The following is a 15,210-nucleotide window of genomic DNA, read 5'->3' as shown; positions in this document are numbered from 1 at the left end:
GCGTCCAAGGCGATTGGGGAATCGAACCCCTAATAAGGGATTCTTACCGATCCGATCGTACAGGATACCGTAACATAGCATGCACGGCACTGCGGGATACATCGATATCCGCGCCTCGTTACGACCGTCCAAATAAGAACCAGTGTATGATGAAACGCCATTTGGCGTTTACCATCTTGCTAAATGCTGCCTTACAGGTTCTATAATCGCTCATTTCAGCCTTAACGAACATGGTGAAAGTATTACGACTGCAGATAAACTTTTCCATTACACCCAAATCCCTCCCCTGTTACAATGGAAGAAGATGCTTCATATGAACGGAGGATACCTTTGGCTAAGGAAAGCTTTGATAAAGAAATACAGTTTCTGCGAATGCTGGTGCTTACGAGCGGGGCATTCAGCAGACAACAGTTCGCAGACAGATTGGGGATTTCCGTTCACACCTTTGATAAAACGATCCGACGACTCAAACAAGTAGCTAGCTCCACGCACCAGCACTTGGCGGATGAACAGAGCAGGGAATTTTCCGAGACCTTTCGCCTAAGATATTATGACTCCACCGATCCATTACTCTTATTTCTATTCCGCGCCAAATCCGTAAAGGAATCTGAAAGCCAGCGAGTCTCGCTGCTTCTAGGTGCAATGAATGGACAAGCCTTGACTGCGAAGGATTTATTGGAGATGTGCTGCAGCAGTCTGCCTTCTGATCTACCTTTACCTGACGAAAAGACCATTCGCTCGGATCTCAAATACTTGGAGGAGGTCGGAGTCATTACAAGAGAGCCGGGATCTCGCCCGTACCGGTACCGAATCCAAGACGACTTGATTCGAAGCTTATTGGATGAAGAGCTTATCGATTTATATGATTTTGTAGATGTGATGGCGAACACTCAAGTCCCTTCCGTTCAAGGATATTTACTGCGTGATGGATTAAAAAAACATCTTCTCCGCAATCAAGTTGAGCGGCATGCCGTTGAAGCATTTTTATATAAATATCACTATTACTCGAGGATTTTAGATGAGGCGCATCTGTTTACACTTCTTCATGCAATGCGCCATCGCCGCAAAGTCAGGTTTCTGTATTTCTCACCGAAGTCTGAGAAAAGCTACGCATCCAAAAACACCAATCCCCTGTTTGAACGTGAAGCAGAGGGCAAAGCTGAAAATATGGTTCCACTTAAAATTGTGTACGATCATCAATATGGAAGATGGTATTTGCTCTCATATGATAGACAGGGTATTCGGAAATACCGGATGGAAGGAATTACGCAAATCGAAGAAGCTGAACCTGTGGATGAGATCTGGTACGACGAAAAGAATAAAGAGCTTGTCGAGAAGATTAGGTACAGCTGGTTGATAGATACTGGCCGGCCGGTGACCGTACGTGTCCGGTTTTTTAATCCGGGAGGTTCAGAACCGAACTTCATCAAGGAACGGGTACTCTTGCAGGGACAATGGGGGGAAATTGTGTTTGAGGATGAACATTCGTTTATTTATGAAATCATCGTAAACGGGGTTACTGAAATTAAGCCATGGCTACGTAGCTTCGGTTCTAGCTGCGAGGTTCTGGAGCCCGCTTCGTTTCGCCAGGAAATAATTGCTGAATGGAAGGAGATCCAAGCTTACTATGAATCTGTTTGAGAAAATATTCAATCACCAGATCATTTCCCGATTGGAGGATTCCGGTACTTTCATGATCACTACGCACGAACGGGCCTGGCTTAAGACCATGCTTGAGCATCCCTCGGCAGCTGATGCTTTCACTACGGATACTATGGACAAGCTACGTACTGCCCTTGAGTCGGAACAGGGGATGGATATTTCCAATCATTTGATTGAAAAAGCCCGTACGCTAGAAAAGCAGGTCTACCACCCTCTTCTGCGATCTTTGCGCCGGCATATCATGAATAAAACGGGCATTCTTATCACCTACGCGATTAAGGGCGACCGTATTAATAAGGATCATTTGGGGTTTCCGTATAAGCTGGAATACTCCATGGTCAAAAGAGAATGGTATTTGCTCTGGTATCACACTCGGCATCACTCCTACATGAGTACCCGACTAAAGAAGATCCATTCCATCACATCAGAACCAATCGAGCCCTCAGCAGCAGAGAACATTCTAAGGAAGATCGGAGAAACTCTTGAATCGCGTAAAACCGAAGTCATCATTGAAATTGTCCGCGTTTATAACGCAGAGCTATCCCGTATTCTATACGCCTTCTCCAGCTTTGAAAAAAATGTTGAGTATGATACGGAGAAGGATACCTATCGAGTCAGAGTTTCTCTGCTTGGGGATGAGCTCGAGTATTTACTTTCCAAGATACGTTTTCTGGGAAAACGGGTTTGGGTGGTCGAAGGCGATTATTTGAAAAAGCGGATGCTCGAATCATCGTCAAAAGCTTTAGAGCGTTATGGAATCATACCAACCGATGAAGAACTATCTTCGTAATCTGAGATAAATAAGAGTCATGTAGTTAGCAATCTATGCCTACATGACTCTTTTGAATTACCTATTAATATTGCTGCTATGAAATCATCAACATAATCTTTTGCCATCTCATAACTCAGTTTCCCGACTCCACCAAGAAGAGCATCACACAATGACTCCTCGTAAGGATATTCTTCATAGAAGATGTTATCTTCGTAAGATTTCAACATTGCAGGACAAGCCTCTGTTTGTACTCCAATAATACGGATAGCTGGGTTAATCGCTTTAGCCGCAACCGCGATCCCTGTAATAAGACCTCCACCACCTATCGGAACTACTATGGTATCAATATCTTTATTCTGTTCCACAATTTCAATTGCAACGGTCCCTTGCCCTCCATAGATTTCTGGATCACTATAGTATGCGTCAATATAGGTTAAGCCGCGTTCACAATATACTTCATACCTAATGAATGAGCCTCATCATAATTTTTACCTAATTGCATTACATCGGCTCCGAAATACTTGATTTTATCTATCTTACTTATGAGAGTACCCAGTGGCACAATTACATTTTTTATTCCTAGGATTGATGCTGCATAGCTTACGGAGCTTCCAACGCGCAGCTTGTGGCGGTTTGGATTCGGATCTTATAAAGAGAGAAAATAGAGTTTTCAGCATAAGAGAACCTCATATGATCTAGATTTTACAATATGTATGATTATTCGACAATTTGGGAACATATCCCTTTATTCTGATTATGAGTGGAGGCCTGCTCTCTTTTTTGGATGAACAGCATCGAAAAAAGCAAAAATTCCAAACATATACAAGAAAAAAGACTGTCGCATGTACAGTCCGAAAATAAAGTATGCGTTTATCCCCTTCGGTTCCGATCCCTATATGCTTCTCCGGCAGCCACAGGGCATGTCTTAGTCCGAAAGAACCGAAGGGGCAGTAAGGGCATTTGCAAGCTGCATGCCATCCTTTAGTCCTTGAAGATATAGACGTTCATAAAGAACGGCTTGCTTCAATTGAAGCTTATCCTCCCAGTACTCAAACTCTGGCATACGTGCAATGTCCGTGGAGTCAAACAACGCTTGAAAAGCTTTGAGCTCTTCTTCAAAAACATGCCTAGGCTCGGATTGATGTTCAATCTGTGCGGTCACCTCATCCAATCGACCTTGAATTGTCTGTAGAAACCATACCGGAAAGCCCACCACATCTCCTCCAAGACAAAAGTTCAAACGAAAAGACGCTGTATGTCCAACTTTTTCTTGATACATCCGATTAATGAGTTCGTCCATCTTACGGCTCTGGGCCTGAACCGCTTCATTACTGCTTAACGGAATTCCCTGCTCCAGTGATTTCTGTCCGAGTTCATTCAGCTTGCGCTTTTCCTCCTCATATTTGTACTTCAAATGTTGCATTGCACCCGCACCTTCTTGGTAAAGCTATGTCTGTAGACATTTTCATTTACACTGATTATGAATAGTTTTAATTTCCTTTCTGTACGTATAACTTTTTTAAAGTAAATCTATTAGTGCCACTCAAGAATGGGATAAAAATATACGTTAGCAAGAACAATAAGTTTCCGAGTGTTACGCATATGAGTACCATACTTGGGAATATTATACGGTACGCTTATACGTATAGTCAAGATTTAAACTCAGAACAAGCGAGGAGATTCTAGTGGGAAAGAGAGTTATCGTGAAAATATCTCAGTTGACGAAAAAGCATGGTATCTCTCTACGAGAGTTGTCAAGAATATCCGATGTTAGACATGCTGCATTGAGCGAATTAGCCAACAATAAAAGAGAAGGTATTAACTTTAATCATATTATTAGAATAGCAGAGTCATTAGAGATTACCGATATTCGAGAGATTATTGATTTAGTTGACACTGGAGATACAAATTGACAGTAATACTGCAAATAATCTCATGGTCAACTTTCTAGAATTAAATATCAAGTTAAAAATCAATAAAAAAACGAGGATACCTGATTCTAATACGTCAGATGATATTCTCGCTTTTTCGTCTTCAATTATTTACTTCAATCCTTTTTATCTGTATTTCATTCTTCCGCTCCATCAGTATTATGATTCAACCCGATCTACTACTACATTTTTCACAGCATCGCTCACCAACACAGCCACTCTCCACATGGGATGAATGTCCGGTGTGAACAACTTTATACGATGAATCTCCAACAAAATTTGATATATGTCCGCTTACGAGATAGAGACTCTTTTGAAGCTGATTTACCTGATACAATTACCGATCTTGGCTCTCCACAAACACTACTTTCTCACCCTTTATGAGTTCAGCGATAGAATAGTATCGTGCACCAGAGTTATTAATCTGCGGCTTGGGTAGATGCTTCAAATGAATTACGCCTTTACTACAAAGATTATAAAAACGATACTCTTCTCCCGGATGATTAAATCCATATCCACCATTTATACGATTTGATATGTATTCTTTAATTCTAGTAGCAAAATCTATCTGTACACCTTCTAATAAAGCGTTGAGAGAAGGAGACAAAGGATCGAGAACAACAATCTCATCAATTTTATATAGAAACTCCATTTCTCCACCACCACTAGATCTGAAAGTTATATATATTGGAGTTTTATATGAAAAACCCTTCGCAGTATGTGGGCACGCATGAATAAAGTAATTTTTCGTTAACTCATACGTCTTACCCGCAGCAACCGATAGAACTTCAACCTCGTAGTACTTCATTCCTTTTCTCACCCCTTTAATAAAATCTATAAATTCTGTTGCAACTGTTACATCCTCACCTCTTCTTTTCTCTTGACTAATTACATCATTTATTAATTCTAAAATGTCTGTCCAAGTAAGACTGACAAATCCAGTTTCAGGTGGATGAAGCACTCTATACTTTGTTAAAGTTACACCTACCTTAGGCACATCAGCATCGAGCGGAAAATTTGTTGGATCAAGATACGACTCCAGCTGCCTTGTGATATCCTTTTGCAGTACAGAAGCACTTACGCTCTTGGCTTCAATTATTATAACTAGTTTTTTTGTGTTTCCTTGAAACAAAGACAAGGTAATATCGCATCTTATTTTCTTCACTCCAGCTGATAACATTTCTGCGTCTACTTGAACGAAATCGAATCCCTGCTTAAATTCCGTGTACTTATTTGAAGTCAAACGAGTAACTTCTTTTAAAAATAACTGTATCAAGTTAGGATATCTTGAAAATAGGTACGATAGTCCTTTAGTCTGCTTCGTCTCTGTATCCCCATGTAACAAATCAAAAAAGGTTGAATGGTAATCCGTATTTCCTTCATGATAAAGACGTAGCATAGTTTTCATTATCGATTCTCCCATACTTGATAAATAGGTTTCGTATTCACTAGATGCTATCATTCATCCGACGAATAGTCTGTCAGAAATCTTTCATAGTATCCCTCAGTAGCCCAAATCCCCAAAACTATAATAGAATAGAATTATAAATGCAGAATTGATTGCATAAATACTAAACTGCATAACCGGAGGGACTTATGAAAAAACATATCTACGTAGTTGGAGCTGTCATCATCGAAAATAATAAGATCCTCTGTGCACAGCGCGGGGCTACTAAAGCACTAGCTTACAAGTGGGAATTCCCTGGTGGCAAAATCGAAGAAGGCGAAACGCCACAGGCTGCGCTTAAACGCGAAATTAATGAAGAAATGAACTGCGTGATTGAAATTGGTGAAGAGATTGAGACTACCGTGCATGAGTATGATTTTGGCTTTGTGCATCTGACTACTTTCTATTGCCACCTACTAAGCGGGACGCCTACCTTAACTGAACATGTTGCAATCCAGTGGCTATCTGCGCATGAACTGATGTCACTAGATTGGGCGCCTGCTGATATTCCTGCTGTACACAATATTCAGAAGAAGCTGACAATATAACATGGACAACCCTATTCAGCATTTAAAGAGCACATTAAATTGGGCGTTTATTGACCATCAACAGGACTCTTTGGATCAATACAAGCCTAGGCTTCTAGTCAATAATAAAGAGACCAGCGATTTTGTTCTTACTCCTTTGCTCGAAGAACTCGATCGCTGTCAGTCCTTTATTTTTTCCGTTGCTTTTATTACTGAGAGTGGACTAGCCACTCTGAAGTCTCATTTAGCTGATCTAAAAATGCGCGGGATATCGGGCAAAATCCTTACCTCAAATTATCTGAACTTCAACCAACCCAAAATTTATAAAGAGCTTCTAAAAATCACAAATGTTAGCGTACGGTTGACGGATCTAAGTGGATTTCATGCCAAAGGATACGTTTTTGAGCATGAAGATCATTCCACTATCATTATGGGAAGCTCCAACCTAACCGCCGCTGCATTAAAAGCCAACTATGAATGGAATGTGAAGCTAACCTCTTTTAAACACGGAGGGCTCTTAGAACAATTTCATAATGAATTCGAGAAGGTATGGCAAAATGCTGTCCCACTAACGGATAAATGGATTGAATTGTATCAAATTCTCTATGACGAGGTTCAAAAGGCAAACCGTAACCATCCATTGACGCTACCCTTAGTTCCTGAAGCGATTCCGCAAACTGTTTTTAGTAAAATTTCACCCAATAAAATGCAAGATAGTGCGCTTAAGAATCTACAGGATCTTCGCAGCACCGGAGCGCATCGAGGATTGGTCATTTCGGCAACAGGAACAGGAAAAACCTATCTCTCTGCTTTTGACGCAAGGAACTTTGCACCAAGTCGAATGCTATTTATAGCTCATCGGGAACAAATTTTGCACAAGGCTATGACTGATTATCAACGAATCATGGGAGGAAAAGATAGTGACTACGGTATTTTATCCGGTACAAGTAGAGATACAGATGCCAAATACCTCTTTGCAACCATCCAGACGATTTCTAAACTCTCAACACTAACTAATTTTGATCCCAAGGCATTTGACTACATACTGATTGACGAAGTCCACAAAGCTGGAGCTCATTCTTATCTTAAAGTTATTGAGCATTTTGAACCTAAATTTCTACTCGGTATGACCGCTACACCCGAACGTACGGATGACTTCAATATCTATGAGCTTTTTGACTATAACATTGCCTACGAGATTCGTCTGCAGGAAGCTTTGGAAGAGGATATGCTGTGTCCATTTCACTATTTTGGTGTCACTGATTTTGAATATAACGACCAAATGATTGACGATACAACGATGCTTTCTCAATTGGTTACGAACGAAAGAGTTTCTTACCTAATCGAAAAAATCGAGTACTATGGACATTCCGGCGAAACTGTAAAAGGTTTAATCTTTTGTAGTCGTAAAGAAGAGACCTTAGAGCTATCCCGCATGTTAAATGAAAGGGGATATCGCACAAAGGCATTAACAGGAGATGACTCCCAGGAAGACCGTATGCAGTGTGTAACAGACCTTGAGTCCGGAAAACTGGATTATATCTTAACGGTGGATATTTTCAACGAAGGAATCGACATCCCTTGTATTAACCAAGTTGTGATGCTGCGCCAAACCCAGTCTAGCATTGTTTTTGTTCAGCAGCTAGGACGTGGTCTGCGTAAACACTCGGGTAAAGAATTCGTAACCATCATCGACTTTATTGGTAACTATAAGAACAACTATTTGATCCCAGTAGCCCTCTCCGGAGATAAGTCTCAGAACAAGGATAATATCCGTCGTCATATGAAGGACACAAGTTATATTAAAGGCGTCTCAACAATTAATTTTGAAGAGATTGCAAGGCAACAAATTTATCGCTCGATTAGCAATAGCAATTTAACTGCTCTTAAAATTCTTAGAGAAGAGTATTTCCAACTTAAAAACAGGCTGAATCGAATCCCTCGATTAATCGATTTTATAGAGAATGATTCAATCGACCCACTTATTTTTACTGAAGAGCATTTTAGCTATTATCACTTTTTACAGAAAATCAAAGAGACAGTTCCACATCTATCCGAGCACGAGAAAATGTATGTAATAATGTTGTCCGCTGAGATCCTAAATGGAAAACGCAGATATGAAATCTTACTGTTGAAGCTGCTATTAGCAAATGATCTGGTTACTTATGAAGAGTACAAAAATGCCCTGAACGAAAGTGGTTGTTCAACGGATTCCGAAACAATTGATTCGGTTAAACGTGTTTTAGATTTGTCTTTTTTCACTGAGGCGGTGAAGAAGAAATATGGAGACACTGCTATCGTGGAGTTCACAGATCAGCATCTTGCATTCCACCCAGCGATGGCACAGTCCTTACAGAACAACGCTTATTTCAGAAACATGATCCTAGATATTGTTCAGACCGCTTTTCATAAAAATGAGCAGTATGTATTTAGCGAGCCACTAACTCTTTATCAAAAATACTCCCGCAAAGATTCCTGCAAATTATTGAATTGGCATAGCGACGAAAGCTCCACCATGTACGGATACAAGACGAAGCACCAGACCTGCCCGATCTTTGTAACGTATCACAAGCATGACAAGGTCGAAGCAAGTACGAACTATCAGGAGGAATTTGTGAGTCCAGAGGTTCTGAAGTGGTCCACAAGAAGTAGACGAACCCTTGAATCCGATGAGGTTAGAACGATACTTGAAGCAGACCAACGAAACATCGACCTGCATGTATTTGTGAAAAAAGACGATGCGGACGGAACGGAGTTTTATTATCTGGGTAAAGCACACCCGGATCAAGAAAGTGCTGTTCAGGCGACTATGGTCGATAAGAATGGGACACCCATATCCGTTGTGCATATGAATTTGGTGTTGGAGCATTCGGTGGAGAGTAAGTTGTATGGGTATTTGGCTTGGGCCTAGAATCAAATTTTAGTATGATTTTCCAATTTAATATATTTAGCTGTTGCTAATAATTGTATGAAGAAGTTAAAGGTGATTTGATGATCGTAACAAACGTTGAAGTACTAACGCGATAATCAAAATACTGACGTTGTCGTGGCTATCATCTGAAATGATTGCCCATAAAAATAAAAAATAGACCAAACGGTCTATTTTTTTAATATGAACACTTTAATAAACAGCAATTCTGACATAATGCCATTGGAAACTTGCGCCACCCCACGGCCCTTCATTATTACCCTAGTAAAAATACTGAGATAAATTAAAGACTAATTTACACTTCCACCTAGTTTGAATAAAAATAAAGAATCTTCTTAGTTACACTCATTGTATATAATAAATAATCACAAAACCAAGATTTAAGAATAGTATATTTCAATTAGATATATTTCACCGTTATTCTTAATGGAACAATAAAGGGACGTTGGAACTTCTCCAACTTCCTTCTTTTTTAAAAACTCTTAACTTATTTGAATGATCATCATCCTAGTAATAATAACTGATGTAATCTTAACTGAATAGTATTAAGTAACCGTTTAGATCTCTCCAAATTATCCTTTAATTTGATTGGAGATAAAATCTCTAATCTTTTCTTTACTTTCTTTTTCAATTTCATTTGCACGCCTTCTAAATTCCTCTGACTCAGCTTTTGCAAACATGTATTGATCGATAACCTCCTTTTGAATCGAAATTGGAGGAACTGGAACTTCAAATTCCAAGAAATCCTCCTCCTTGAATCTATTTCTACTTACAGCAGCCGAACCTGCTGATAACAGTTTAACAGCTTCAATCAAGAAAGGTTGGGTAAACAGAAAGTAAAGAAATTGTGGTAACATGATTTCCTCGTCTATCTTAAACTGCGGAAATTCATTCGATACAAAAAAACCACTATGCTCTATAGGAACTAAAGCAAATGACTCTTTCCAAGCAAATAATCGATTATAAATAAAAGAATTTTCTACAAGAGGCGTTAACCATTTTGCACTTATCTCCTCCCCAAGCACAGTTTCACGATAAAAAGTTCCTTCTCCATACCATTTAACACCAACCATATTATATTCCTCATCAGGCAGCACTGGAACTTTATGTGTTAGTTGAGTTGTAAATTCGCTTATTTTTCGAATAGGCCAATTATTTGGATTATTGTACTTTAAGAGCAATTTAACAGGTATAGTCCATTTTTTTAAATCCTTAAACTCAGCGTAATATATAGGATTCTGTAAGCCCTCAACATATTGAATGATCACTTCACTATGGAAGTTATTATCAATCAGCTTTCTGTACTTATCAATTAAAACTGGCAGTTCATTTTCAGTTTCTTCTCCGGCCGCATTTACTCCTACATTAACCGCTTCATAAAACAGTACTTGATAGTTGATATCACACTTTGAACTATTCCTAGCATTCTGATAAGCATGAATATCTAGTTCATCTTTTCTTTTCTTCAAATCATTTTTTTCTTTTATAGTTATTTTTTGGATCAACTTATTTTCGATATAGTGTCTTTCATCCTTTTGCTTTTCAATTTCCTTTTCATTGTATCTACTCATTAATTCCATCCATTGCTGCTTTTCTTCGTTGGTGAATTTTTGCAAAAATACCACACTTGCTTTAACTTTTGCGCCCGTAGAAGCAAAGGTGTCTTGTGGTAATGAAATAATAGCTCGAATAAATGCTCTTTCTTCTACAAATTCTCTAACATAATTTAGGGATGAGTTATTAAGAATACCCTCAGGTAAAACAATTCCTAATTTACCACCAGGTATTAATAAATCCAAACACCTTTCTATAAAGAGCAGTTCGGTCTTAATTGATGAGCTTTTGGGTAACGAAAATAGTTTAAGAATTGGCTTGCCTACAGTTGCTTTATTTCTAATAATAATTTTTTCGTAGGCGTCACCGTATATGTTCTTATAATGGTTAATTACATCTTCATCATCTTCAACCTGATTATTTTGGATTTCATCATTCATATCGACAAGTTGTCCAAATGGAGGATTTGTTAGTACTATACTAAATCTTTCTTCATATATACCATTGATATTCAAGAACCCATCATGATGATGAATTCCCCCATGACCATCTCCATGCATTATCATGTTCATTTTTGATGTGCGTGCCATTCTTTCATTTGCATCAGTTCCGTATATACGTCTATTAGAAAGCGTCCATAACCTTGAACCTTCTTTATTATTGTCCAATTCAACCATTAATTCATTAAATTTCTTAAGTAATAATTCAGCTTTTTCAACAACAGAAATATCTTTCCTTGATTCGATAATTTCCTTATGTTTTTTATAATCCTGATCAACTGATTGAAGAATTTGATTCCGAACTTTTTCGAATACACGAATCAAAAATCCACCGGATCCTGAAGCTGGGTCACATACTGTAGACCCTTCTTTTGGATCTACCATATCCACCATGAAATCAACTATCTTCCTCGGTGTAAAGAATTGACCAATTTCCCCCCTGAAGGTCTTGCCTAAAAATTTTTCAAAAGCAATTCCTTTTACATCGGTTGATGTTGCAGATAGGTTATATCTTTCGAGTTTTTCGATAATAGACTTAATCGTGTTTGTTTTAAGATTGATTCTTTCGTCTTTTTTAAAAAGCTTGTCCTTACCAAACTCTCTTTTAGTTTTTTCGAAAATATCGTAAATATAATCAGGATTAAACATTTCACCTTGCTCAATATACTCTAACGTAAATATATTACCTTTCATATCTACTTTTAAGTTTCTCTCGGCAAACACTTTCATAAACAAAATTTTTGCTATTTCATCAAAAGCAGCCGCAGGGTCAAGTTTCTCCCTATTTCTAATAATATTGTGGCATTGATGCAACAAGTCAGCAAATTCATTTTCCTTAAAAACTTTGAGCTTATTTAATAAGTCATTTATTTCTTTTTCGTTAGAATTCGCTTTTGGAATATCTTCGATTTCTATTCTATAACCAGGTAATTTTTCCTTATTAACTTTCCAATATCTAGATTCTCTTTTATTATGGGTCACAAAGAATGGAGCATTCGTTTGTCTTGCATATAACTCTCCTTGTAGGCTAACATCATCATTTAATAATATATTTTCAGCCTTACATTCAACAATGATCAGTGGAGCCATTTTATTTTTTTTATCATTAATGGTTCTCCAAATAACAAAATCTGCTCTCGCCCCACCCGACCCCCTACCAGTTGTTTCAACTTCTTCATCAATTTGTTCAAGACTGTACCCATAATTATTTATTAATTGAAGCAAATACTCTTGTCTTACTAGTTCTTCTGGAGTTAACACTAACCATTTCCCCCGGATATGACTATATATTTTGTTGTCTTTAATTTTTAAATTGATGTTCATGTTATTCCTCCAGATACTATTAATTGTTAAATGTTATATTTAAATTTTAAATAATTAATTAAAACAAATGAAAGTTCAGTATATTTATTTTTTCCCTCTTCTATTTTTTTTTCTGAGAAGGCGTTTACGAGTTCTTGTGCCTGTGATTTATTAATATTTCGGTAGTACAATAGTTTTGACTTACGTATATTCTTAAGTCTCTCAATGTCTAATCCTAACACCCTAATAGTATCTAAACAATCTCCATCTTCTTCATCTTTAGTTAGAATTTGTCCATCTAAAGTATATAAGAATCTATTTTCACAATCAGGATTTAAAGGAGACATTTTTAATTGATCATTACCTCTTTTAGCATTACATGATAATTCTTTTGGTAGAGGGTCTTTTCTTCCACCTATACAAGAGACTATCAAATTATTATAGTCTAATTTTTCTTCTTCTACACACTCAAATCGAGGTTTAACGTGTTCAATCTCTGTATTATGATCGTTATTAACCCTTATACCACAATAACAACATATATGACCTTGATCATTAAGCAGTGCTTCTTTTAGAATTCCCTTCTCTGGATTCCTCAGATTATCCCAAGTTGGTTTCCAATTATCATTTTCTTGCTCTTTCCACCTATCGAATTTTGCTGGTGATTGACCTTTAATTATGTATTTCACTACTCCAACACCTCTAAAATATGCAGTAGCGACTCTGCTTCTATAAAAAATGGATCAGAATCACTTATCTTCCCTTTAAGTTGATCAATTATCAGTTTGGCCTCCGCAATCTTTTTTCTAGAAATATGCTCATGAAACTTATTGATTAAGCTAGTTACTTCAAATGGCCTTTCAGATACTCCCATTATTTCTGTTAAGATACCATTAACATCCCTACCAAGTGACCCATTGCTATTTGTAGAAAATACATTACCATTATCCATTAAAAAAATGTCTTCTTGATCAACACTCGATAGCAATAGGGGGGAGTGCGTTGTAATAATAAATTGTGTTTGAACACCAGTCATTTTCAGATCGTTTAATAACTGTCTTTGCCAGTTAGGATGAAAAAAGGTATCTGGTTCATCAAACAAATATAATGTATCTTTGTAACCAAAAAACTCAATAATAGCATTTAACGTTAGGTATTGTTTCTCCCCTTCACTAAAATCTTCATTTCCAACAATAATTCCAGATTCTAGAACACATTTAACTTGTATATCTGATAGCACACCTAAACAATGGGCAACATCAAGAAATTTAAATAAATCTCTATCGTAACCTATTGCTCCGTGATTAATAATTTTTTGAAGTGCATTACCCTTAAAATTATAAGTGCGTAATCTGTTTTTATCTTCAAAACCATCATTCAAATCTTCTAATAAGTCTATGAACGTAGTCAAAAAACCAACAGAGTCGGCTTTATCTTTACATAAGGTTATTGTAAAGGAGTCCAATGAAGATATAGACAAGTTTTTTTTAACGAGTATTTTAATGTCTTCAAGCTCACTACCCAAAATTGATAATAGTACCATTGAAAAATATGATGGGTGTAAGTAAAAAAAATGCCTAGGTATAAATGCTCCTTGCTTAATGTTTCTAATAAACTTTTTAGTTGAAAAACCTATAAGATTTGATAATTTCTCACTATGACCTGAGTAATAAACAAGTATATTACGGGGTAATATTGTTTGCAAATCGTCCTTCATAAGTGTTTTAAGTTGCTTTAATGTTATTTCGTTGTTATTTACCTTCACTATAAATCCTTTATTTATATCCGATTTTATATTCACATTTCTTCTATCAAACAAATTATAATCTATTTCAAAGTCAAATAAAGGTTTCTCCAAACAATATATCCACTTAAATATGTTAATTATAGCTTCAAGTAAATTAGATTTACCGGAACCATTATTTCCGATAAACACAGCAAAATCATCATCAGAAAAATTAATTACTAGATTTTCAATGTTTTTATACTTATCGATTGATAACTTATTAATCTTCATTTATATGTTCACAACTCCTTTTCAGTGTAATATCCTGTAGTCTATATTCGATAAAGGTGAGAGGATTACCTTGAAAAACTCGAAGATTGATTATTTTTTATTCTTAAACTCGACAAGTTCCTATAATGCTTTTTAGAACTGTTAAAATCCTAAAGTCATCAAAAATCGATATTTCTTATATCACGACTGCTCTATTCAAAATAGTTGTATTCTTTTTCTCGAACATAAAAATTCATTAATATGAATTAAGTCATCCATATGCGTTTCATGGAAAGGCGCGGACAATGTACACGATCTCAATTTACCCCAGCTATACAGAAAAGCTAGATACTTTGTTTTCCAAAAAGTTCAGAACACAAAAGACGCTCCAGAGACTATTCCCGAGCGTCTTCTTGCGTTATATTATTTCGATTTATATTTATTCGCCGAAGTATATTCATTTTTTACACAAAAGGTTAAATGCTTCTCAGTTTTCCAATGACTTCATAAGATTTGTGATATCACGAAAACTCTTCATAGCCACCGACTCCACATGTGTCGAGTGTTCAGTATGGACAACCTTAATACGA

Annotated in this window: 12 protein-coding genes; 5 read left to right on the top strand and 7 right to left on the bottom strand. The window is 37.0% G+C overall.

Features of this window, described 5'->3' with window-relative positions; translation table 11 throughout:
• Positions 1-118: 118 nt before the first annotated feature.
• On the bottom strand, positions 119-268 hold the full coding sequence (locus tag MKY19_RS03495) for a hypothetical protein (protein WP_339800334.1): 150 nt from the start codon (positions 266-268) through the stop codon (positions 119-121).
• Between the two features lie 62 nt (positions 269-330).
• Between MKY19_RS03495 and MKY19_RS03490 the strand changes: the two genes are divergently transcribed.
• Both MKY19_RS03490 and MKY19_RS03485 read left to right on the top strand, forming a co-directional pair.
• Complete coding sequence (locus MKY19_RS03490) at positions 331-1,641, top strand: WYL domain-containing protein (protein ID WP_339800331.1); 1,311 nt, start codon at positions 331-333, stop codon at positions 1,639-1,641.
• Positions 1,628-2,452 (top strand): WYL domain-containing protein, encoded by an 825-nt coding sequence (locus MKY19_RS03485; protein WP_339800328.1) that lies wholly within the window; start codon positions 1,628-1,630, stop codon positions 2,450-2,452. Before MKY19_RS03490 ends, MKY19_RS03485 begins: the two co-directional genes overlap by 14 nt.
• A gap of 17 nt (positions 2,453-2,469) precedes the next feature.
• Here the strand turns inward: MKY19_RS03485 and MKY19_RS03480 are convergent, their stop codons facing one another.
• Positions 2,470-2,835 carry a pyridoxal-phosphate dependent enzyme gene (locus tag MKY19_RS03480; protein ID WP_339248412.1) on the bottom strand — a complete coding sequence of 122 codons (366 nt, stop codon included), beginning with the start codon at positions 2,833-2,835 and terminating at the stop codon, positions 2,470-2,472.
• A 524-nt stretch (positions 2,836-3,359) separates the two neighbouring features.
• A complete protein-coding gene (locus MKY19_RS03475; RefSeq protein WP_339800325.1) occupies positions 3,360-3,857 on the bottom strand; it encodes a hypothetical protein in 498 nt (165 codons plus the stop codon).
• 262 nt (positions 3,858-4,119) lie between these two features.
• Between MKY19_RS03475 and MKY19_RS03470 the strand changes: the two genes are divergently transcribed.
• On the top strand, positions 4,120-4,347 hold the full coding sequence (locus tag MKY19_RS03470) for a helix-turn-helix transcriptional regulator (RefSeq protein WP_076120142.1): 228 nt from the start codon (positions 4,120-4,122) through the stop codon (positions 4,345-4,347).
• Positions 4,348-4,702: 355 nt separating this feature from the next.
• On the opposite strand, the gene MKY19_RS03465 is transcribed toward MKY19_RS03470, so the two are convergent.
• Positions 4,703-5,773, bottom strand: a complete 1,071-nt coding sequence (locus tag MKY19_RS03465; RefSeq protein WP_339800321.1) for a hypothetical protein — start codon at positions 5,771-5,773, stop codon at positions 4,703-4,705.
• A gap of 188 nt (positions 5,774-5,961) precedes the next feature.
• On the opposite strand from MKY19_RS03465, the gene MKY19_RS03460 reads away from it, so the two are divergent.
• Both MKY19_RS03460 and MKY19_RS03455 read left to right on the top strand, forming a co-directional pair.
• Positions 5,962-6,360, top strand: coding sequence for a (deoxy)nucleoside triphosphate pyrophosphohydrolase (locus MKY19_RS03460; protein ID WP_042184825.1), 399 nt, complete (start codon positions 5,962-5,964; stop codon positions 6,358-6,360).
• 1 nt (position 6,361) lies between these two features.
• Positions 6,362-9,250 (top strand): DEAD/DEAH box helicase, encoded by a 2,889-nt coding sequence (locus tag MKY19_RS03455; RefSeq protein WP_339800318.1) that lies wholly within the window; start codon positions 6,362-6,364, stop codon positions 9,248-9,250.
• Positions 9,251-9,840: 590 nt separating this feature from the next.
• Here MKY19_RS03455 and MKY19_RS03450 read toward each other — a convergent pair.
• The 3 genes from MKY19_RS03450 to MKY19_RS03440 are packed head-to-tail and all read right to left on the bottom strand — an operon-like array spanning position 9,841 to position 14,641.
• The gene (locus MKY19_RS03450) at positions 9,841-12,645 is read right to left on the bottom strand and encodes an N-6 DNA methylase (protein WP_339800315.1); all 2,805 of its coding nucleotides are present in this window, start codon (positions 12,643-12,645) and stop codon (positions 9,841-9,843) included.
• A 26-nt stretch (positions 12,646-12,671) separates the two neighbouring features.
• Complete coding sequence (locus tag MKY19_RS03445) at positions 12,672-13,313, bottom strand: retron system putative HNH endonuclease (RefSeq protein ID WP_339800313.1); 642 nt, start codon at positions 13,311-13,313, stop codon at positions 12,672-12,674.
• Positions 13,313-14,641, bottom strand: a complete 1,329-nt coding sequence (locus MKY19_RS03440; RefSeq protein ID WP_339800310.1) for an AAA family ATPase — start codon at positions 14,639-14,641, stop codon at positions 13,313-13,315. The genes MKY19_RS03445 and MKY19_RS03440 overlap by 1 nt, the downstream gene beginning before the upstream one ends.
• Positions 14,642-15,210: the final 569 nt, after the last annotated feature.

It is taken from the genome of Paenibacillus sp. FSL R5-0744 (assembly GCF_037972555.1).
In the GTDB taxonomy this organism is placed as follows: Bacteria; Bacillota; Bacilli; order Paenibacillales; family Paenibacillaceae; genus Paenibacillus_AQ.
This window is presented reverse-complemented; position numbering and strand designations above follow the sequence as displayed.